Annotated in this window: 20 protein-coding genes; 9 read left to right on the top strand and 11 right to left on the bottom strand. The window is 61.4% G+C overall.

Translation table 11 applies throughout. The features are described 5' to 3' along the window. Positions 1-6: 6 nt before the first annotated feature. The 4 genes from AB4Y87_RS06990 to AB4Y87_RS07005 form a co-directional block, all read right to left on the bottom strand. Positions 7-834 carry an amino acid ABC transporter permease gene (locus tag AB4Y87_RS06990; protein ID WP_442003691.1) on the bottom strand — a complete coding sequence of 276 codons (828 nt, stop codon included), beginning with the start codon at positions 832-834 and terminating at the stop codon, positions 7-9. Continuing rightward, entirely contained in the window at positions 831-1,481 is a 651-nt protein-coding gene (locus tag AB4Y87_RS06995) for an amino acid ABC transporter permease (RefSeq protein ID WP_442003692.1), read from the bottom strand. The genes AB4Y87_RS06990 and AB4Y87_RS06995 overlap by 4 nt, the downstream gene beginning before the upstream one ends. Positions 1,482-1,577: 96 nt before the next feature. Next, positions 1,578-2,459 (bottom strand): glutamate ABC transporter substrate-binding protein, encoded by an 882-nt coding sequence (locus AB4Y87_RS07000; protein WP_442003693.1) that lies wholly within the window; start codon positions 2,457-2,459, stop codon positions 1,578-1,580. Between the two features lie 76 nt (positions 2,460-2,535). Next, positions 2,536-3,291, bottom strand: a complete 756-nt coding sequence (locus tag AB4Y87_RS07005; protein ID WP_216924118.1) for an amino acid ABC transporter ATP-binding protein — start codon at positions 3,289-3,291, stop codon at positions 2,536-2,538. 163 nt (positions 3,292-3,454) lie between these two features. Between AB4Y87_RS07005 and AB4Y87_RS07010 the strand changes: the two genes are divergently transcribed. The 4 genes from AB4Y87_RS07010 (at position 3,455) to AB4Y87_RS07025 (ending at position 6,322) form a co-directional block, all read left to right on the top strand. Further along, positions 3,455-4,294 carry a TIGR00730 family Rossman fold protein gene (locus AB4Y87_RS07010; protein ID WP_431115818.1) on the top strand — a complete coding sequence of 280 codons (840 nt, stop codon included), beginning with the start codon at positions 3,455-3,457 and terminating at the stop codon, positions 4,292-4,294. 18 nt (positions 4,295-4,312) lie between these two features. Then, on the top strand, positions 4,313-4,654 hold the full coding sequence (locus AB4Y87_RS07015) for a DivIVA domain-containing protein (RefSeq protein WP_442003694.1): 342 nt from the start codon (positions 4,313-4,315) through the stop codon (positions 4,652-4,654). 80 nt (positions 4,655-4,734) lie between these two features. Next, positions 4,735-5,925 (top strand): hypothetical protein, encoded by a 1,191-nt coding sequence (locus AB4Y87_RS07020; protein ID WP_442003973.1) that lies wholly within the window; start codon positions 4,735-4,737, stop codon positions 5,923-5,925. A gap of 229 nt (positions 5,926-6,154) precedes the next feature. Continuing rightward, on the top strand, positions 6,155-6,322 hold the full coding sequence (locus tag AB4Y87_RS07025) for a DUF3117 domain-containing protein (protein WP_064721643.1): 168 nt from the start codon (positions 6,155-6,157) through the stop codon (positions 6,320-6,322). Positions 6,323-6,445: 123 nt separating this feature from the next. On the opposite strand, the gene AB4Y87_RS07030 is transcribed toward AB4Y87_RS07025, so the two are convergent. After that, the gene (locus tag AB4Y87_RS07030; RefSeq protein ID WP_223946472.1) at positions 6,446-7,078 is read right to left on the bottom strand and encodes an O-methyltransferase; all 633 of its coding nucleotides are present in this window, start codon (positions 7,076-7,078) and stop codon (positions 6,446-6,448) included. A gap of 236 nt (positions 7,079-7,314) precedes the next feature. Between AB4Y87_RS07030 and sigE the strand changes: the two genes are divergently transcribed. The 3 genes from sigE to AB4Y87_RS07045 are packed head-to-tail and all read left to right on the top strand — an operon-like array spanning position 7,315 to position 9,347. Next, the gene (gene sigE, locus AB4Y87_RS07035; RefSeq protein ID WP_442003695.1) at positions 7,315-7,938 is read left to right on the top strand and encodes an RNA polymerase sigma factor SigE; all 624 of its coding nucleotides are present in this window, start codon (positions 7,315-7,317) and stop codon (positions 7,936-7,938) included. Positions 7,939-7,945: 7 nt separating this feature from the next. Continuing rightward, complete coding sequence (locus AB4Y87_RS07040) at positions 7,946-8,917, top strand: hypothetical protein (RefSeq protein WP_442003696.1); 972 nt, start codon at positions 7,946-7,948, stop codon at positions 8,915-8,917. A gap of 31 nt (positions 8,918-8,948) precedes the next feature. Next, a complete protein-coding gene (locus tag AB4Y87_RS07045) occupies positions 8,949-9,347 on the top strand; it encodes a Sec-independent protein translocase TatB (protein WP_442003697.1) in 399 nt (132 codons plus the stop codon). Between the two features lie 43 nt (positions 9,348-9,390). Here AB4Y87_RS07045 and AB4Y87_RS07050 read toward each other — a convergent pair whose 3' ends face one another. From AB4Y87_RS07050 to AB4Y87_RS07060, 3 genes are read right to left on the bottom strand one after another with little or no spacing between them, the layout of a single operon-like run. After that, positions 9,391-10,518, bottom strand: a complete 1,128-nt coding sequence (locus tag AB4Y87_RS07050; protein WP_442003698.1) for an Mrp/NBP35 family ATP-binding protein — start codon at positions 10,516-10,518, stop codon at positions 9,391-9,393. Positions 10,519-10,521: 3 nt separating this feature from the next. After that, positions 10,522-11,247 (bottom strand): DUF1003 domain-containing protein, encoded by a 726-nt coding sequence (locus tag AB4Y87_RS07055; protein ID WP_442003699.1) that lies wholly within the window; start codon positions 11,245-11,247, stop codon positions 10,522-10,524. After that, positions 11,240-12,520 (bottom strand): magnesium transporter MgtE N-terminal domain-containing protein, encoded by a 1,281-nt coding sequence (locus tag AB4Y87_RS07060; protein ID WP_224164857.1) that lies wholly within the window; start codon positions 12,518-12,520, stop codon positions 11,240-11,242. Before AB4Y87_RS07060 ends, AB4Y87_RS07055 begins: the two co-directional genes overlap by 8 nt. A 76-nt stretch (positions 12,521-12,596) precedes the next feature. Here AB4Y87_RS07060 and AB4Y87_RS07065 point away from each other — a divergent pair, with 76 nt between their 5' ends. Continuing rightward, on the top strand, positions 12,597-13,412 hold the full coding sequence (locus tag AB4Y87_RS07065) for a general stress protein (RefSeq protein WP_442003700.1): 816 nt from the start codon (positions 12,597-12,599) through the stop codon (positions 13,410-13,412). Positions 13,413-13,505: 93 nt separating this feature from the next. Here AB4Y87_RS07065 and AB4Y87_RS07070 read toward each other — a convergent pair whose 3' ends face one another. After that, positions 13,506-15,089: an aminopeptidase P family protein gene (locus AB4Y87_RS07070; RefSeq protein ID WP_442003701.1), complete on the bottom strand. Its 1,584-nt coding sequence runs from the start codon at positions 15,087-15,089 to the stop codon at positions 13,506-13,508. A gap of 80 nt (positions 15,090-15,169) precedes the next feature. Between AB4Y87_RS07070 and AB4Y87_RS07075 the strand changes: the two genes are divergently transcribed. Then, the gene (locus AB4Y87_RS07075) at positions 15,170-16,015 is read left to right on the top strand and encodes a PHP domain-containing protein (RefSeq protein WP_442003702.1); all 846 of its coding nucleotides are present in this window, start codon (positions 15,170-15,172) and stop codon (positions 16,013-16,015) included. Between the two features lie 34 nt (positions 16,016-16,049). On the opposite strand, the gene AB4Y87_RS07080 is transcribed toward AB4Y87_RS07075, so the two are convergent. Then, complete coding sequence (locus AB4Y87_RS07080) at positions 16,050-16,985, bottom strand: DNA-methyltransferase (RefSeq protein WP_442003703.1); 936 nt, start codon at positions 16,983-16,985, stop codon at positions 16,050-16,052. Positions 16,986-16,993: 8 nt separating this feature from the next. Further along, positions 16,994-18,703 (bottom strand): DEAD/DEAH box helicase, encoded by a 1,710-nt coding sequence (locus tag AB4Y87_RS07085; RefSeq protein WP_442003704.1) that lies wholly within the window; start codon positions 18,701-18,703, stop codon positions 16,994-16,996. Positions 18,704-18,904 lie beyond the last annotated feature (201 nt).

The raw sequence follows: 18,904 nt of genomic DNA on the forward strand, positions 1-18,904 counted from the left end.
AGCACTCTAAAAGCACATGAAGAGAAGGTGCGCAGCCCAATGTACCTTCTTTGAACCTCGCCGTTCGATCCAGATCGCAAGCCGGGAAACCGACAAGTTGATCAGGATGTAGATCGCGGCGCCAACGAAGAACGCGGAGAACAACAGGCTGGGTTCCAGGTCTGAGATCAGCTTCACCTTACGCAGCAGTTCCTCGTAGGCCACGATGTAGCCAAGCGACGTGTCCTTCAGGAGGACGACCAACTGTGCAATGAGTGACGGGAGCATGCGGCGGATTGCTTGGGGAAACTCGATGCTCATCCTGGACTGGAAGCTGCGCAGGCCAATGGCCAAACCGGCTTCGCGTTGTCCCTTGGGAAGTGACTGGATACCCGCCCTCAGAATTTCGGCGAAGATTGCTGCGTTGTAGAGGACCAGGCCACTGACGACAGCAGTGAAGGGGGTCGTAGCAAACACCAGGAGCACGAAGAGGATCATGAGCACCACTGGCATGCCGCGGAGGAACTCAAGCACCACCTGTGTGGGAACCCGAATCCAGGAGATCAGGGAAATGCGGAGCAGGCACAGCGCCACTCCAAGGGGAAAGGCAATGACGGCTGCGACGCCGGCTGCCTGCAGGGTGGCAAGGACGCCATAGCCGAGCTGGGTCCAAACGTCCTTGGCAGATTCATTAACAAAGACTTCCCAACGGGAGGCGTTGAATATGCCCTGCGAAGACAGAATGACAATGGCTCCCACCACGCCACCGGCAATGATGATGGACCCGACAACTGAACCAATGAGGGAAACGCGGCGGGCCTTGGGGCCCGGTACGTCATAGAGAACCGAAGTCATCGGGCAATCGCCACCTTTTTCTCGACGAAGTGGGCCAACAAGCCCAGGGGCACGGTGATCAGCAGGTAGAAGAATGCCACACCAATCAAGATCCACATGACCGCGTCACCATGGCTGTTTGACAGCTGCAGACCATAGCCGAAGAGCTCCAGGACAAAGAATGCACCCGCGACGGATGAGTTCTTGACCAAGGCAATCATGATGTTGATCAATGGGGGTATGACGGTCCGGACAGCCTGTGGCAGGACCACCAGGCCCAAAACCTGCGTGAACGTCATGCCGATACTGCGGGCTGCCTCGGCTTGCCCCACCGGGACGCTGTTGACGCCGGATCGAACGGCTTCGGCAACAAATGCTGCCGTGTAGCTGCTCAATGCGATGATGGCGGCGACTTCAAACTGTTCGAACTTGACGCCGAGCCGGGGAAGCACGATTGCGGAGAAAAAGAAAATAATTGTGAGTGGGGTGTTTCTGGCGACTTCAACATAGAACGTGCTGAAGCCCCGTAAGGCAGCCACGGGCGAGACACGCATTGCGGCGAGCAGAGTGCCTGCTGTCAGTGCGATGACGCCAGATATGACGGCTAGAAACAGGGTTCGGAGAAATCCGTCCCAATATTGGGGGAGGCTTTCGAAGATGGCGTCCATTGGCTTCCTTCGGCTGCTGCGGAAAGGTAGGGAGTCCTCAAGGTCGGTGGCTGCCGCCCTTCCCCAAGGGGGAGTGCGGCAGCCACCGGCTTCCGACTAGTAGCGGTCGATCTTGGGCAGTTCAGGTGCGGTCTTGATGACCTTTCCTGCTGTTGCTTCCCAAGCCTTCTTGTACGTGCCGTCCTTGGCGAATCCCTCCAACTGGTCATTTATCCAGTTGCGGAAGACCGTGTCATCCTTCTTCAGGCCGATGCCGTACGGCTCTTTTGTGAACGTTTGGTCCGATGCGAGCTTGAAGGCGTCCGGTTCCTTGTCAACGTAGCCGGCGAGGATCACGTTGTCCGTGGTGACTGCGACAACCTGCTTGTTGCGCAACGGCTCAAGGCAAGCGGTGTAGTTTGCGGCCGGGACCAGTTCTGCACCGTACGTTTCGACGATGGTCTTAGCCGGGGTGGAACCTGTTACAGAGCAAACCTTCTTGCCCTTGACGTCCTCGGGTTTGGTGATGGAGTTATCGTCCTTGTTCACCAACAGAGCCTGACCGGCTTCGTAGTACGGACCCGCGAATGCGACCTTCTGCTTGCGGGCATCGTTGATCGTGTAGGTGGCAATGACGATGTCAACGCGGCCCTGCTCGATGAACGGTTCACGGTTGGCGGAAACAGTTTCCACCCATTCGATCTTGTCAGGTTCAATTCCGAGCTTGGCAGCGATGGCCTTGCCGATTTCGACGTCGAAGCCGACAGGCTTGCCGTCCAGGCCCTTCTGGCCGAACAGCGGCTGGTCAAACTTGGTACCAATGGTGATCTTCTTGGCCTGGTTCAACTTCGCCATCGTGGTACCGGCGTCGAAGCTCGCCGAGGCAACAGGCGGAGTGGTGGTGCCACTGCCTCCACCGCAGGCGCTCAGCGAGAGGGCCAGTGCAGCCGAAGCGGCCACCAGGAGAGATTTCCTCCGGGTAATAAAAGCCTTCTTCATGACATTCCTTTCATTGGTTGGCCGGCGTACGGCCTGGATGCGGTCCGTGCGGGCCTGGATGCGGGTCAGCAGGGAGCTAGTGGGTCAGAAGCTTGGACAGGAAATCCTTGGCGCGGTTGCTCTGCGGATTGGTGAAGAATTCCTCGGGTGTTGAATCTTCCACGATCTGGCCATCGGCCATGAACACGACGCGGTCGGCTGCCTTGCGGGCAAAGCCCATCTCGTGGGTGACCACGATCATGGTCATGCCTTCCTTTGCCAGCTGGATCATGACGTCCAGGACCTCGTTGATCATTTCGGGGTCCAGCGCCGAGGTGGGCTCGTCGAACAGCATCACCTTGGGCTTCATGGCAAGCGCGCGGGCAATGGCCACACGCTGTTGCTGGCCACCGGAGAGCTGCGCGGGGAGCTTGGGAGCCTGGTGGCCGACGCCGACACGTTCCAGGAGGGCCATTGCCTCCCTTTCTGCCGTGCCTTTGGCAACGCCCTTCACCTTGATCGGTCCCAGCGTGACGTTCTCAAGGATCGTCTTGTGGGCGAACAGGTTGAAGGACTGGAAGACCATTCCGACGTCGGCACGCAGGTGGGCGAGTTCCTTGCCTTCTTCCGGGAGCTTCTTCCCGTCGATCGCGATGTCGCCGTCGTCGATCGTTTCCAAACGGTTGATGGCACGGCACAACGTGGACTTACCGGAGCCGGACGGCCCGATGACCACGACGACTTCACCCTTCCGAACCTGGAGGTTGATGTCTTTGAGGACGTGCAATTGACCGTAGTGTTTGTTGACGCTGTTCAGGGAGACGAGCGCATCGCCGGACACTTGAGTAGTCATAGGACGAATCTAGCGAACAAAGACACAATTATGACCACGGTCACGGCAAGTTCCTCCAGATCGTGACTGAACAGAAACCTGCCCTCCAGCGATATACCAGACTGCAATGCAAGAACCGCGTCGTAGCGTCTTCGCTTGCATTCATCCGCGCTAGCCTTGGGCAATGAGCATTAGCCAGCACCCGATTCCCAGCCCGGACGCGAATGGCCACGTCGCGGGCGTCCACGTGCCCCTGCCTTCGGAGATCGCACCGGCCAAGCACAAGGGCCCTTTGGAACTGCGACGCAAACAGGCGGACAAGGGAATGTCCGATCAGCATTTGCTGGACACGAGCGGTGCCGGGCAGTTCATCCACACCGATCCCTGGCGCGTCCTGAGGATTCAGAGCGAATTCGTTGAGGGCTTTGGGGCATTGGCCGATATTGGTCCGGCAGTCAGTGTTTTCGGTTCAGCCCGTACCAAACCGGGAACCGAGTACTACGAGATGGCAGTGGATGTAGGGCGCAAGCTCGCCGAAGCCGGAGTCGCCGTGATCACCGGTGGCGGCCCGGGCTCCATGGAAGCCGCCAACAAGGGTGCTGTGGAAGGCAACGGCGTATCTGTCGGACTGGGCATTGAGTTGCCGTTCGAGCAGGGCCTGAACCAATGGGTGGACCTGGGCATCAACTTCCGGTACTTCTTTGCCCGCAAGACCATGTTCGTGAAATACGCTCAGGGCTTCGTCGTCTTGCCCGGCGGACTTGGAACCCTGGATGAGCTCTTCGAGGCAATGGTCCTGGTACAGACACGCAAGGTGACATCGTTCCCGATTGTGCTGTTGGGTGTTCGCTTCTGGGGTCCAATGATTGAGTGGATCCGGGACACTTTGGTTGCTGAAGGAATGGTGTCCGAAAAGGACCTGGACCTGATCCAACTTGTGGATGACCCTGCCGATGCCGTCCACCGGGTGTTGCATGGTGCTCCGCTTCCCGCCACCACCAACGGAAACCAGCGCCCGGAGTAGGCGGCTGTTTCTGGCACGATGGTGGCTGTGAGCTTTTTCCTGGTGTTTGTCGCGATTGTCCTCATTGGTGCCGCATTGTATTTTGGTTCCGGCATCATCCGTGGCGGCTCCGTGGGAGCGGGGCTGGATGACTCCCTGCCCAATTTGCCTCCGGTGCTGCTCCCGGAGAAGGCTGCAGCCACGGACATCGACGCCGTGCGCTTTGCACTGGGGTTGCGCGGGTACCGCATGGACCAGGTGGACCAGGTCCTTGATGAGCTGCGCGACCAACTGGTAGCCAAGGACCGCGAGATCGAGAGACTCAGTGCCTTGGTCCAATCAAAGCTTGAGGATGGCGACGCCAAGCGGACCACACTGTGAGCACCCCTGCACCTACCCGTTTTGGCGGGGAGGGACCCACCGCGCGCCTTTCGCGGGGTATCTCCGCCGCGGGAGCCCGGATGGCACGTTGGCCTTGGTGGCTGCAGGTTTCCTTGGTTTTTGTAGTGGCCCGGGTGGTCAGTGCCTGTATCTTCATGGCGGATGCCGTTCATCAGGGAGTGAATCCATGGTTCCCACCCGCGCCGGACTACTGGAACTTCATCACTATCTGGGATGGACGCTGGTATGCCCAGGTTGCGGACAACGGCTACCCTTCCCTGCTTCCGGTGGATGCCAACGGGGTAGTCAAGGAGAATGCCTGGGCCTTCTATGCCCTGTTCCCGTTCCTGGGGCGGGGACTCAATGCCGTCACGGGCCTCGGGACTCTGCAGTCCCTCACCGCCATAGCAATGATTGCAGGCCTCGGTGCTGCCTTGGTGATCTTCAAACTGTTCAGGGAAGCGGCCAGCCGGCGTACCGCAATGTGGGGCGTCATCTTCGTGTCCACCTTCCCGGTGTCGCCAATTCTCCAAGTGCCCTACGCAGAATCGTTGAACCTCCTGCTGCTGTCCGGCTCGCTTCTCCTGGTGGTCCGGCGACGCTACTTGGCAGCCATACCGGTAGTGCTGTTGATGTGTTTGTCCAGGCCCACTGGAGTCCCGTTCGCCGCGATGCTGGGCCTCCTCCTGGTTTGGCGGATCTGGCAGCGCTTCAGGCCATCCGACGTCGATGACCAGCCCCGGGCAATGGCTTCGTCCACGCCAGAACTCCTGTCCCTGGGCACCCTGGCGCTGGCAACCGGACTTGGAGCCCTGGCCTGGCCGGCTATAGCTTGGGCGGTCACGGGGGATCCAAGCGCCTACACGCGTACGGAAACCGCCTGGCGCGGTCATGACCTGGTGCCCTTCAAACCGTGGTTCGATACCGGAAGGATGCTGTTCGGTCCGGCTCTTGGCGTGTTGGCGCCCTTCGTCTTCGTCGGTTTGTTCGTGCTGCTGATGGTTTCAAAGCCTGTCCGGGCACTGGGAACGGAAATGCGGCTTTGGTGCGCCTGCTACATGGGCTATTTGCTGGTGTTCCTGTATCCCCAGACCAGTACTTTCCGGATGCTCCTTCCCCTTTTCCCGCTTGCCCTGGGTGCAGCGCTGCTGTCCAGGTCCAAGGCATACAGAGGAACCGTCGTGGTCATGTTTGTCCTCCTGCAGATCGTCTGGGTGGTGTGGCTTTGGGCCTGGGCGCCATTGCCGGGAGGCGGAGACTATCCGCCATAACCGGACCACCGGCCGTCGGGAAGTGTCTTTGTTCCGTGTCGGGGTAATTAGTCCATTGATTCGCTACGGACGGGTAAGTACGGGATAATGGAATACGAGCAAGGACAAAAGCACCTAAAAGTGCCCGGCCAAGGCGGCCTCCCAAGCGGTGCCGCCGGCTGCAATTGCGAAGCGGATCCAGCCCGGCCGGGTTGGGCGTGACTTGGGACAAATGGAGGGGATTTTCCTAATGGCGGCTATGAAACCACGTACTGGCGACGGCCCTATGGAAGTAACCAAAGAGGGACGCAGCCTGATCATGCGTGTGCCGCTCGAAGGCGGAGGACGGCTTGTAGTCGAGCTCAATGCCGCGGAGGCGGAGAACCTCAAGGAATGCCTTGTAGGCGTTACCGAATAGATTCATAGGCAGGCTGGATTCAAAAGACCAGGGCCCGGCGAGAGCCGGAGCCCTGCTTTTGTTTAAGCGGCAGCGTCTTTCTTGGGTGCTGTTCTTTAAGAATGTCCGCTAAATGGCAATTGCCTATTTTTTGACAGCCACCAGAAGTCCATCGCCGGTGGGAAGCATCGCAGAGGCCAAGCGGTCGTCGTCGCGAATGGATTTGCCAACTTGCCGAAGAACCACAGTGGTGGAGTCGCGGGCTGCTGGATTTGAGACGCGGTCCTTATCCAGGGCGTCGTTGATCACCAAGGTGCCACCCGTCTTGAGCAAGCGGACAGCTTGTTCAACGTAGCGGGGGAAGTTGGGCTTGTCGGCGTCGATGAAGACAAGGTCATAGGCGGAGTCCGTGAGGCGCGGGAGGACGTCGGCGGCCCTGCCGGAGATGGTCCGGGTCCGGTTGGCGGGGCTGCCGGATTCCAGAAAGGCTTCGCGGGCGGCCTTGAGGTGTTCAACGTCGACGTCGATGGTTGTCAGGACGGCTTGCGGACCCAGGCCACGCAAAAGACAAACACCTGAAACTCCCGCGCCTGAACCAACCTCAACCACTGTCTGTGCCTTTGAAGCCGCGGCAAGGACGGTCAGCACGGCACCAACACCGGGGCTGATGGGCTTAACCCCCAACTCGAAGGACCTCTCCCGGGCGCGCAACAAGACGTCATCCTCAGCAGGCAGATCTTCTGCATAGGACCAGCTGGTTGACTTGTCGGCACTCATGAAGGGTTCGCTTTCCGCGCGTAGGGGTGTCTGTACCAGCCTACTGTGTCCGGTGCCGCAAACCCCGTGTTCGCAGCCGTCCCGGGATTGTGTCTGCAGCAGGATTTCGCCTTGCGTGGAAATTGTGCCTTAGTCAGGAAATTCCCAGAAAAACTTGGGATGATATTGATCCGGTCATCCACGTGGTGGGCGGCACCGGACAAGTACGGTGAACCACAGTTTGAGGGGAGTGGACGATGCCGGCATCGCATGCTGCGCCAGTCCAGACATCGGAGAGCCTTGAGACCGTTACAGACTGGGTCATGCCCAGCTGGGAGGATGTGGTCGCCAACCACTCCGCCAAGGTATACCGCCTTGCCTACCGCCTGACCGGAAACAAGTTCGACGCCGAGGACCTCACCCAGGAGGTCTTCGTCAGGGTTTTCCGTTCACTGGAAAACTTCAAGCCAGGAACCCTGGATGGGTGGCTGCACCGTATTACCACCAACCTTTTCCTGGATCAGGCACGTCGTAAGAGCAGAATCCGCTTTGACGCCCTTGCCGAGGACGCCGAGTCGCGCCTGCCGGGCCGTGAGCCAGGCCCGGAGCAGAGCTTCGAGCACAACAATCTGGACCTTGATGTTCAGCGTGCGTTGGAAGAATTGCCACCGGATTTCCGGGCTGCGGTTGTTCTGTGCGATCTTGAAGGATTGTCTTACGACGAAGTGGCGGAGGCGCTGGGCGTGAAGCTGGGCACCGTCAGGTCCCGTATCCACCGCGGCCGCACCATGCTGCGGGAGAAGCTCGCCCACCGTGACCCACGCCCGGCCGACGCCCGCAAGCCGCGCCTGAAGATGCCTCGCATCGCCAGCATTCTTTAGGTAGTCGATGCCTCGACGCCACATTCGTCCGGGTGCCCTGTCACGTCGCAAACTGGCTGCACGTTACAAACTGGCTGCCCTTCGCCACACCCGGAACCCTGAGCACCTACGGCATTGCCCCGAGTGCCGTGCTGCCCTGAACCGGGAGCGGCAATATCTTGAACGGCTTCGCGGAGCAGCGGTGCCCGAAGCCAGTCAGGACCTTACGACGCGTTTGCTCCAGCACACCCAACGACTCGCGAATGAGCAGGCCCCGCCGGTCGCAAATTCCCGGACCAGGAGTGGTGCTACCGAGGGCGGTGCGTGGCGCGGCCTTCGGATTGCCGGCCTGGCCGCCGGTACTCTTACGGTAAGTGCAGGTGCACTGGCAGTTGCCGCTTATGTGGTGTCAGGTGATACCGCGCCACAAGCAAGCATCCGTGCAGGCAACGATGCCTCGTCCCTTTCCAGTGCGCTTACCGGCGGCCCGGCAGAACTGATGACGAGGCCGGAGTTCGTGGCAACGCCGGACTTCCGAGCCGGCACACCGGTGAACTTGAACTCTGAGCAGTTGGATGCCCTGCGGGGCCAGGGATGGGCGTGTCCTGAACTTGGTGGTCTGGGCTTCCACGTGGTCTCAGCCAAGGCCACCATGTACAACGGCCACCCGGCAGTAGAACTCAGGCTGGAAAGCAAGGGCCATTACGCCACTGTTGTGGAAGAGCACCTGCAGACTTCAGACATGGCGCTCACTGGACGCTCGCCATCGGCCCAGCTCTCTGTCACCCAGGGGACCCCGTGGGAGGCCGTATACAGGACCTCGACGGCCGTCCTCAGCTATGCATCGGACTTGCCGGCAGATGTAGCCGACGACGCCGTTCCCGAGTTGGTTCGTGCAGGGGACTCCATGATCAGCACGAAAGCTCCGCAAGCCTCCGAGACGTGGTCCGAACGGATGATCCGCGGCCTCCGGACACTGCTCCGTCCCGCTGGTTTATGACCGGCACCACAGACAAGGTAATCTTCGTAGCGTGTTTGGAATCAACGGCCCGGAGTTCATACTCCTTCTGATTATCGGCGTACTCGTCATCGGTCCCAGCCGTTTGCCCGAATACACTCAAAAGCTCGCCAACCTGGTGAAGGAAGTCCGCCGGATGGCCTCGGGGGCGCGTGAGCAGATCAAGGAAGAAGTCGGCATCGACATCGATGAGGTCGACTGGAAGAAGTACGATCCCCGCCAGTACGATCCGCGGCGCATCATCAAGGATGCGTTGCTTGACGATGATTCCAAGCCCGTCAACGCCGGCGCGCCGGCTGCTGCTGCAACAGCTGCGGCGGCAGTGGTGGACACGACGCCCAAGGCTCCGGCCCGCATTATTGAGCGGCTCGCCGAGGGCGAGGCTGCGCCTTTCGATACCGAAGCTACTTAGCCTGCCAAAGCCCTTTCGAAGGCTCTCCCGAAATCCAGGACGGTCAGCGCGGCTGGATTCCCAGTGGCATCCCGGATAATCCCCGTGGACGAGTGGCCAACATCCCGGCAATGCCTTCCAGCGCTTTCGCAGCAGCAGTCTCGCTCGCGGCAAGGACTACAGGTTTTCCGGCATCTCCGCCCTCACGCAACCGGATATCCAAGGGAATCTGGCCGAGAAGGGGTACGTCGCTGCCCACAGCAGCACTCAACCGCTCAGCCAGGACGGCACCGCCGCCACTTCCGAACAATTCCATGCGACCGCCGTCGGGCATTTCCAGGAAGGACATGTTCTCGATGACGCCGGCAACCTTTTGGCCGGTTTGGGTGGCGATGGTTCCGGCGCGTTCGGCGACATCCGCGGCGGCTGCCTGCGGGGTGGTCACCACAAGGATTTCGGCGTTTGGGAGCAGCTGGGCCACGGAAATTGCGATGTCCCCTGTTCCGGGAGGCAGGTCAAGGAAAAGGGCATCGAGGTCACCGAAGTAGACGTCCGTGAGAAACTGCTCCAAGGCCCGGTGCAGCATGGGACCACGCCAGGCCACGGGCTGGTTACCCGCGACGAACATGCCAATTGATATGACCTTCACCCCGTACGCCACAGGAGGCAGGATCATGTCGTCCACCTGCGTCGGTTTCTGCGTGATGCCCATGAGCCCCGGGACGGAGAAGCCGTGTACGTCGGCGTCCACAATGCCCACCCGCAGGCCCTGGGCGGCCAAGGCACAGGCAAGGTTGACGGTGACCGAAGACTTCCCCACGCCGCCTTTTCCACTCGCTACCGCGTAGACCTTCGTCAAGGACCCGGGCTTGGCGAAAGGGATGCCCCGCTGACCACCTGGACCGCGCAGTTGTTCCTTCAGGGCCTCGCGCTGGGCGGGAGTCATGACCTTCAGCTCCACGTCAACACCGGTGACGCCTGCCATGCCTGATAACGCAGTGGTGGCATCTGCCGTAATGGTGTCGCGGAGTGGGCAGCCGGCGATCGTGAGCAGCACTGCTACGTGGACGGTGCCGTCGTCGTTGGCCGACACTGACTCCACCATGCCAAGTTCGGTGATTGGACGCCGCAACTCGGGGTCGATGACTGTTGCCAAGGCAGCGTGAAGTGCCTCGGCTGATGGGGTGCTCATGGGTTACGCTCGGCTTTCGGGATTTTCGGAAGGGGCCGGCTTTGCGCTGGAATGCTGGGGCCCGGGGCGTTGTGGACGTACTTTGGGGATCTGCTGCGTGCGTGGTCCCCGCGACTTGTCCCGTTTCTCCTTGAGCTTCTCTTTGACCTTCTCGCCTGGAGTCTCAGTGCCGTCTGCCGCGGCTTCGCTCTCCCGCAGTTCCTCCTGGGCATCGATGATGTCCTCCAACAGGCTGCGGAGTTCGGCGCGGACGTAGTCACGAGTGGCTACCTCACGGAGTGCGATTCGCAGGGAAGCCAATTCCCGGGTCAAGTATTCAGTGTCAGAGAGGTTCCGTTCGGCACGTTGGCGGTCCTGCTGCAGCGAAACGCGGTCGCGGTCGTCCTGACGGTTTTGGGCCAGCAGCAGGAGCGGTGCGGCGTATGAGGCCTGAAGGGACAACATGAGCGTCAAGAGCGTGAAGCCGAGTTCCACGCGGTCGAACTGCCACTCCGTAGGCGCAAACGTGTTCCATGCCAGCCAGAAGAGACAAAAGATCGTCATGTACACGAGGAACTGCGGCGTACCCATGAAACGGGCGAATCCCTCGGTGGCATTGCCGAATGCGTCCGGGTTGGGGGAGAACTTGGGCAGTATGCGTTGGCGCCCGCTTAGCGGCGTGTCCAGGCTTCCGAGACCGTTTGTACGTCCAGTGGACCTGGGGGATCGGGGGGCGTTGTTTTCAGCCAATGCGGCCTCCGAGTTTCCTTATAGGGGCGTCGTCCTCGTGAGCGCGCCAGTCATCGGGCAACAGGTGATCCAACACGTCATCAACAGTCACCGCCCCCACAAGGCGGCCGTCGTCGTCGACGACGGGCAGCGAGTTCAGGTTGTACGTGGCCAGGGTCCGGGCTACTTCGCTGATGTGCGCCTGGTCCGACAACGGCTCAAGGTTCTTATCAACCAGGTTGCCCAGCGGTTCAGGCGGGGGGAAGCGCAAGAGTTGTTGTATGTGGACGACGCCCAGGAACCGGCCGGTGGGCGTTTCCAGCGGAGGCCGTGTGATGAAGATGGAGGACGCCAGGGCCGGGGAGAGTTCCTCGCGGCGAACGTGCGCAAGCGCTTCGGCGACCGTGGCTTCAGGAGGCAGGATGACGGGCACGGGTGTCATGAGGCCACCTGCAGTGTCTTCGTCGTACTCCAAAAGACGCCGGACGTCTTCGGCTTCCTGGGGCTCCATGAGTTGGAGCAGTTCTTCCGCTTGGGCGGAGGGGAGTTCGGCGAGGAGGTCGGCGGCGTCGTCGGGATCCATTTCCTCCAGGACGTCGGCGGCCCGTTCCACGTCCAGCGCGGAGAGGATCTCCACCTGATCGTCCTCGGGGAGCTCCTGGAGTACGTCTGCCAACCGTTCGTCCTGAAGTTCGCTGGCCACTTCGAAACGGCGCTTGTCGCTCATCTCCTGCAGGGCTTCGGCGAAGTCGGCGGGCTTGAGGTCCTCGTGCGTGGCAACGAACTGGGTGGCCGCCTGAGGCTCGTTATGCCCGCCTGTCTGCGCGTCCGCCCAGTCAATGATCAGGGTTTCGTTGCGGCGGAGCCTGCTCAGGGGCGACAAGGAATGCCCGCGACGGACGAAGAGCTTGCTGACGAACCAGTCCTTGGACCGGTGCTGGTCCATCGCGATGTCCTCGATCGTTGCATCGCTGCCATCGGCAAGGGTGACGCGGCGATCAAACATTTCCGCTACCACGAGTGTTTCAGCGCCCCGTTGTTCGAAACGACGCAGGTTCACCAGGCCCGTGCAGATGATCTGGGTTTGGTCGATGGAGGTGATGCGGGTCATCGGTACGAATACCCGCTTCTTGCCCGGCACTTCCACCACGATGCCAACAACGTGCGGGGCGCCGCGGGTCCCCCGGGAGAGCACGACGACGTCGCGCAACCGGCCTAAACGATCGCCCAGGGGGTCGAAAACGTCCAAGCCGAGCAGACGCGCGACAAAGACGCGTGAGGGATGTGTGCTCATGTCTACAGGCTACCGAGTCTGCTCTCTTTTAGCTGAATTCCAGCCGCTTCACATCTACATGCGACACAATGGGGCTATGTCTAACATTTTTGGTGCTCCCAAAGCCGTTGAGGAATCCCGCAGCGTACCCCAAGGTGACACTGTTGGCTCGTACACCTCATATTTGGATGCCCAAAAAGCGGTGGACTACCTCGCGGACCAGCAGTTCCCCGTCCACTTGGTGTCGATCGTGGGCAACGATCTCAAGATGGTCGAGCGGGTCACCGGCCGGCTGAGCTACCCACGCGTTGCCCTGTCCGGTGCTTTGAGCGGCATGTGGTTCGGCCTCTTCGTCGGCGTCATGCTCTCCTTCTTCACGCCCGGTGGCGGCACGTTCTCCATCATCACCTCCGTGCTCATGGGTGCAGCTTTCTTCATGCTGTTCGGCATCGCCACCTACGCCACTCAGCGCGGCAAGCGCGACTTCACGTCCACAAGCCAGGTGGTCGCCACCAACTACGATGTCATTGTTGCCATCGAGGCAGCCCACGAAGCCCGCCGGTTGCTCCACCAACTGCCCATGAATTCCGCCCAGGCTGCCACCGGACAAGCACAAAATTACAGTCCGCCAAACGCGCCCTTCCAGCAGCCCGGCCAGGCGCCTGACCGTCCTGCCACTTGGAACGATCCCTATGGCCAGCGCGGACCGGAGGCCACCGAATCCGATGCTTCCGGCGCGCAGGCTCCTGCTGTACAGGCAGCGCAGCCTGTACAGAACCCAACGCCGTCACCGGTGCGCTATCCGGACCTGCCCGATGGCCGCCCCCAGTACGGCGTCCGCGTCACGGAGGGCCAGAATGCCCCACGGCACGAGGAACAGCAGCCTGGGAAGGACGACTCCCAGAAGCAATAACTTCAAAAGAAGCGCAAAGGGGAAGGCCACCGGATATCCATCCGGTGGCCTTCCCCTTTCTGCTGTTGTCGCCTGAGGGGGCCTTTGCGGGGGCTAGCCCGCAGCTTCCTGATAGATGCCGGCCATCCAGGACTCGACGTCGTCGGCCTTGCGTGGCAACGCCGCGCTCAGGTTCACTGGGCCGTCTGCGGTCATGAGGATGTCGTCCTCGATGCGCACGCCGATGCCACGGTATTCGGCGGGAATAGCCAGGTCTTCGTTCTTGAAGTACAGGCCGGGCTCGATCGTGAAGATCATGCCCTCCGTGAGGATTCCATCAAGGTAAAGTTCGCGCTTGGCCTGGGCGCAGTCATGTACGTCCAGGCCGAGGTGGTGGCTGGTGCCGTGCGGCATCCAGCGGCGGTGCTGCTGGCCTTCGGGGCTGATGGCTTCCTCAACAGAGACAGGCAGCAGACCCCATTCAGCGAGGCGCTCGGCAAGGACCGTGGTGGCTGCCGTGTGGATGTCCCGGAATTTTACGCCCGGCCGTGCGGCTGCGAATCCCGCATCAGCGGCATCCAGGACAGCTTCGTAGACCTTGCGCTGCACCTCGGTGAAGGTGCCGTTTGCCGGCAGGGTCCTCGTGACATCGGCTGTGTACAGCGAATCGGCCTCCACTCCTGCGTCAAGCAGCAGGAGTTCACCAGCGTTGACGGCGCCCGAGTTGCGGGTCCAGTGCAACACTGTGGCGTTGTTGCCGGAGGCTGCAATGGTGTCGTAGCCGAGTTCGTTGCCTTCCTCGCGGGCACGGGCGAAGAAGGCGCCTTCAACCACGCGTTCGCCACGCTTGTGCGTCAGAGCACGTGGGAGGGCCCGCACGACGTCGGCGAAGCCTTCCACGGTGGCGGCGACGGCGATCTTCATCTGCTCGATTTCCCACTCGTCCTTGATCAGGCGGAGTTCGGAGAGTGCTTCACTGAGCTTTTCGTCCAGAGCATCGAGCTCGCCCAGGTCAAGGTTCTCAGGATCCTTTGCCGTGTTGTAACGTGCAGTGTCCACCAAAGCATCGATGTTCTCATCTACCTTGCGGACCAGGCGGACGGAGATGCCGCCGATTTCGGGGGCGCCCACGTTCTTGGTGATGGCAAGTTCAAGTTCGGAAATGTGCGCCGTGGGCAGACCCAGGCGGGCTTTGAATTCTGCCAGCGTGGGCCGTGCGCCAATCCAGAATTCACCGGCCCTGGAGTCGGCGTAGAACTGCTCGGTATCGCGGCCCGCCAAGGGACGGAAGTACAGCGTCGCAGTGTGGTGACCGCCGTCGTCGCCCTTTCCTTCAGCCGCTGGTTCCAGGATCAAAACGGCATCCGGCTCGTGGTCCAGGCCCAACCCGGTGAGGTGGGCGAATCCGGAGTGGGGGCGGAAGCGGTAGTCGCAGTCGTTTGAGCGGACCTTGAGCGGACCGGCCGGGATAACGAGCCGTTCGCCCTTGAACAGTTCAGAAATTGCACGACGGCGGCGGGCAGCGTGGTCTGCGACGGCGTCACGAGCGGGGGTTACCTGCGGTGCGGGCGCCCAGCTGCTGGCCATGAATGCCTTGAAGGCATCGGATGTGGGCCGCTGCGAACGGTTGTTGACGCGTTCTTGCAGGGGCTGGGAATCTGTGGATTCCGCGTACGGGGTGTTTTCGGCATCATTCACCGTTACATCGTCCCACCAGTTTCGTGAGGAGGCCAACGGCGCAACACCCCAAGGCGGTCCGCATCCCATAGGCTGGGAAAGTGAGGATAGACCTGCATACGCACTCGAATGTTTCCGACGGAACCGAGACCCCCGCCGGGGTGATCATTTCGGCTGCATCTGCAGGCCTGGACGTCATTGCGTTGACGGACCACGATTCCACTGATGGCTGGGAGCTTGCTGCCGCCGCTGCCAAGGAGCATGGAGTCACTTTTGTTCCCGGAATGGAGATCTCGTGCCGGACGAAGCAGGGGATCAGCGTCCACCTGTTGAGCTACCTGCATGATCCTTCCCACCCCGGGCTTCTTGAAGAGATCACCAAGTCAAAGGACGCCCGGCTCACGCGCGCTGAGCGCATGGTTACCCTGTTGTCCGAGGATTACCCTTTGACGTGGGATGACGTCATTCACCATGTGGCTCCTGGCGCTACAGTGGGCCGCCCGCATATCGCGGATGCCTTGGTTGCTGCCGGTGTGGTCGCGGACCGCTCGGAAGCCTTCACATCGATCCTCACCTCGCATTCGCGATATTTCGTGCAGCACTACGCACCGGACCCCGCTATCGCCGTCGAGCTTGTCCGTGCCGCTGGCGGCGTGCCGGTCTTCGCACACCCGGTCGCTTCGGCGAGGGGACGAATTGTGGGGGAGCGGACGTACCGGGAGATGATCGACGCCGGACTTCTTGGGCTGGAAATTGAACACCGCGACAACCCGGAAGAAGGACGCGGGTTCCTTCGCAACATGGCGTCCGAACATGGGCTGCTCATCACGGGATCATCCGACTATCACGGAGCGGGCAAACCGAATCGGCTGGGAGAGAACCTGACATCCCCGGACGTCCTGGCAAAGATCGAGGAACTGGCAACCGGCAGCACGGTTGTTCGCTGATGGATGTGCCCCTGGTCAGGATCGCCGCGGCTAATCAGGCATTCGTGAAGGGCACTGCCTGATCCAGGGCGCCTTCCGGCTGGTCCACCGCGCCGTCCGGCAAAGGCCCCCTGCTGTGGAAGACGGCCTTCGTGCCAAGGCGTTTGCGCATGACGTCGATGGCTTGCTCGTTCTGGTCCACGCAGACGAAGTTGCGGCCCAGCTTGGCGGCAACAGCGCCGAGGGTTCCTGATCCAGCAAAAAAGTCCAGGCACCAATCGCCCTCGCGGCTTGAGGCAGAGACGATCCTGCGCACCAGGCCTTCGGGTTTCTGGGTCGGGTAGCCGGTCTTTTCCCTGCCGGTGGGCGAAACGATGGTGTGCCACCAGACGTCCGTGGGAAGTTTTCCCCGCTCGCGTTTGGCAGGCGTGACCAGACCGGGGGCCATGTAGGGTTCGCGGTCCACTTCAGCGTTGTCGAAGTGATACTTCGCAGGGTTCTTTACATACACCAGGATGTTGTCGTGCTTGGTGGGCCAGCGGTTCTTGGCCCGGGCGCCGTAGTCGTAGGCCCAGATGATCTCGTTGAGGAAGCACTCCCGGCCAAAGATGGCGTCCAGCATCACCTTGGCGTAGTGCACCTCGCGGTAGTCCAGGTGCAGGTACAGCGTGCCATCGTCGGCGAGGAGCCGCCAGGCCTCTACGAGCTTGGGTTCCAGGAAGGACCAGTAGTCGCTGAAGGCGTCATCGTAGCTGTGAAGGGCACCCTTGATGGTGTCGTAGGAGCGTCCTTTGAACCCGACGCGGTCGCCGTCGCCGTCCGCGTTGCGGACCATGCGTGTTTCCTGGCGGCGTTGGACCCGGCCTGTGTTGAAGGGCGGGTCCACGTAAATGAGTGTGAAGGCGCCGTCCGGCAGCGTCGGGAGGAATTCCGCGTTGTCCGCGTGCACCACCAGATTGCCGCCGTCCGGCGCCCAAACAGTATCAGTCATTGAGGACTTTAGGCCTCGGAGTTGCCGGGCTGGGCGCCAGCGGTCTCGCCGGAAACCACTTCGCCGTTACGACGGCGCGTGCGGGTACGGCGCGTGCGGGCCGGCTTCTCGGCATTTTCGCCGGTCGCGGTGCGGGTTTCGGAGGAACCGGCTGCAGGGGCAGCATCGGCGTCGGATGTACGACGGCGGCGGGTACGGTTGCGTCCGCCCTCACCGTTGGATTCTGAGTTGGCTTCGCTGGACTTTGCTGCGTTTCCACGGCCACGGCCGCCGTCCCTGCCACGGCCGCCATCGCGTCCACCGTCACGGGATGAACCGCCGGAACGGGAGTTCTTCTTGCCTGTTTCGCCCAGGTCCTCGAGGACCTCGGCATCGACACCGGCAAGCGTACGCTTGTTGCGCGGGAGGCGGCCCTTGGTGCCCTCGGGAATGTCGAGGTCACTGTAGAGGTGGGGGGAGGAGGAGTAGGTTTCAACCGGCTCGGGAACGCTGAGCCCCAGTGCTTTGTTGATCAGGCCCCAGCGGGGCATGTCGTCCCAGTCGACGAAAGTGACGGCGGTTCCCTTGTTGCCGGCTCGGCCGGTACGGCCCACGCGGTGCAGGTAGATCTTTTCGTCTTCCACGCACTGGTAGTTGATAACGTGCGTAACGTCGTCCACGTCGATGCCACGGGCGGCAACGTCCGTGGCAACCAGGACGTCCACCTTGTTGTTGCGGAAAGCACGGAGAGCCTGCTCGCGGGCGCCTTGGCCAAGGTCACCATGGATCGCAGCAGCGGCAAATCCGCGGTCAACCAGTTCCTCGGCGACCTTGGCAGCTGTGCGTTTCGTCTTGGTGAAGATAATGGTGCGGCCGCGTCCGCGGGCCTGGAGGATGCGGGCCACTACCTCGGTCTTGTCCATGCTGTGGGCACGGTAGATGAGCTGGCGGATGTCGCGCTTGGTAAGGCCTTCGTCGTTCGGGTCGGCAGCGCGGATGTGGGTGGGCTGCGTCATGTAGCGGCGGGCCATCGCGATGACCGGGCCAGGCATGGTGGCAGAGAAGAGCAAGGTCTGGCGCACGGCCGGYGTACCTGCGATGAGTGTTTCCACGTCCGGCAGGAAGCCGAGGTCCAGCATTTCGTCGGCCTCGTCCAGGATCACCATTTTGACGTTTTTCAGGCTGAGGTGCTTCTGCTTGTAGAGGTCAATCAAACGGCCTGGCGTGCCGACAACTACCTCGACACCCTTCTGCAGGGCGTCAACCTGTGGCTCGTAGGCGCGGCCACCATAGATCGTGGCGATGCGGGCGTTGCGTTTACGGGATGCCGTCTGGAGATCATTAGCCACCTGTACCGCAAGCTCACGCGTAGGAACGATGACCAGGGCCTGCGGTGCGCCGGGGACGGCCAGCTTGGCGTAGCCGGGGTCATCCCGGCCTTCCACGCGCTGCAATGCCGGAATGCCGAAACCGAGGGTCTTGCCTGTACCGGTCTTGGCCTGGCCGATGATGTCGTGGCCGCTGAGGGCTACGGGCAGCGTCATGGCCTGAATGGGGAAGGGGTGGGTAATGCCGGCGTCGGCGAGGGATTCGACGATGTCAGCGCGGACGTTGTAGTCAGCGAACGATTTCTCTTCGATCTCGTGGGGCGTCTCATCAGAGATGATCGTTTCCTCGGGCTCGATGGATTCGGTGCCGGTGGCGTCCGTCAGGACTTCATGGGTGTGCAATTCACTCACAGGGAGTTTCCTTATTCATTTGGGCATTGGCGCTGCATGCTCAACGGGTGGCGGAGCCGTACCGGAGCACGAACGGGCGCGCAAGCTAATCCAGTGGAAGCCGATCGCGGGCTATCTAAGTACTGGCACTGGTGACCAGCGGGCACATCTCAAGATCGCGTAGGGGCGGGCTTGTTGAGTTCAAAAATTAACTGAATCAAC

Source organism: Paenarthrobacter sp. RAF54_2, from assembly GCF_052113945.1.
Classification (GTDB): Bacteria; Actinomycetota; Actinomycetes; order Actinomycetales; family Micrococcaceae; genus Arthrobacter.

What these genes read in the sequence shown, in the direction of transcription:
- AB4Y87_RS06990 (WP_442003691.1), bottom strand. Translation starts at nt 834, where the DNA reads ATGACTTCGGTTCTCTATGACGTACCGGGCCCCAAGGCCCGCCGCGTT.
- AB4Y87_RS06995 (WP_442003692.1), bottom strand. Translation starts at nt 1,481, where the DNA reads ATGGACGCCATCTTCGAAAGCCTCCCCCAATATTGGGACGGATTTCTC.
- AB4Y87_RS07000 (WP_442003693.1), bottom strand. Translation starts at nt 2,459, where the DNA reads ATGAAGAAGGCTTTTATTACCCGGAGGAAATCTCTCCTGGTGGCCGCT.
- AB4Y87_RS07005 (WP_216924118.1), bottom strand. Translation starts at nt 3,291, where the DNA reads ATGACTACTCAAGTGTCCGGCGATGCGCTCGTCTCCCTGAACAGCGTC.
- AB4Y87_RS07010 (WP_431115818.1), top strand. Translation starts at nt 3,455, where the DNA reads ATGAGCATTAGCCAGCACCCGATTCCCAGCCCGGACGCGAATGGCCAC.
- AB4Y87_RS07015 (WP_442003694.1), top strand. Translation starts at nt 4,313, where the DNA reads ATGGTGGCTGTGAGCTTTTTCCTGGTGTTTGTCGCGATTGTCCTCATT.
- AB4Y87_RS07020 (WP_442003973.1), top strand. Translation starts at nt 4,735, where the DNA reads ATGGCACGTTGGCCTTGGTGGCTGCAGGTTTCCTTGGTTTTTGTAGTG.
- AB4Y87_RS07025 (WP_064721643.1), top strand. Translation starts at nt 6,155, where the DNA reads ATGGCGGCTATGAAACCACGTACTGGCGACGGCCCTATGGAAGTAACC.
- AB4Y87_RS07030 (WP_223946472.1), bottom strand. Translation starts at nt 7,078, where the DNA reads ATGAGTGCCGACAAGTCAACCAGCTGGTCCTATGCAGAAGATCTGCCT.
- sigE (WP_442003695.1), top strand. Translation starts at nt 7,315, where the DNA reads ATGCCGGCATCGCATGCTGCGCCAGTCCAGACATCGGAGAGCCTTGAG.
- AB4Y87_RS07040 (WP_442003696.1), top strand. Translation starts at nt 7,946, where the DNA reads ATGCCTCGACGCCACATTCGTCCGGGTGCCCTGTCACGTCGCAAACTG.
- AB4Y87_RS07050 (WP_442003698.1), bottom strand. Translation starts at nt 10,518, where the DNA reads ATGAGCACCCCATCAGCCGAGGCACTTCACGCTGCCTTGGCAACAGTC.
- AB4Y87_RS07060 (WP_224164857.1), bottom strand. Translation starts at nt 12,520, where the DNA reads ATGAGCACACATCCCTCACGCGTCTTTGTCGCGCGTCTGCTCGGCTTG.
- AB4Y87_RS07065 (WP_442003700.1), top strand. Translation starts at nt 12,597, where the DNA reads ATGTCTAACATTTTTGGTGCTCCCAAAGCCGTTGAGGAATCCCGCAGC.
- AB4Y87_RS07080 (WP_442003703.1), bottom strand. Translation starts at nt 16,985, where the DNA reads ATGACTGATACTGTTTGGGCGCCGGACGGCGGCAATCTGGTGGTGCAC.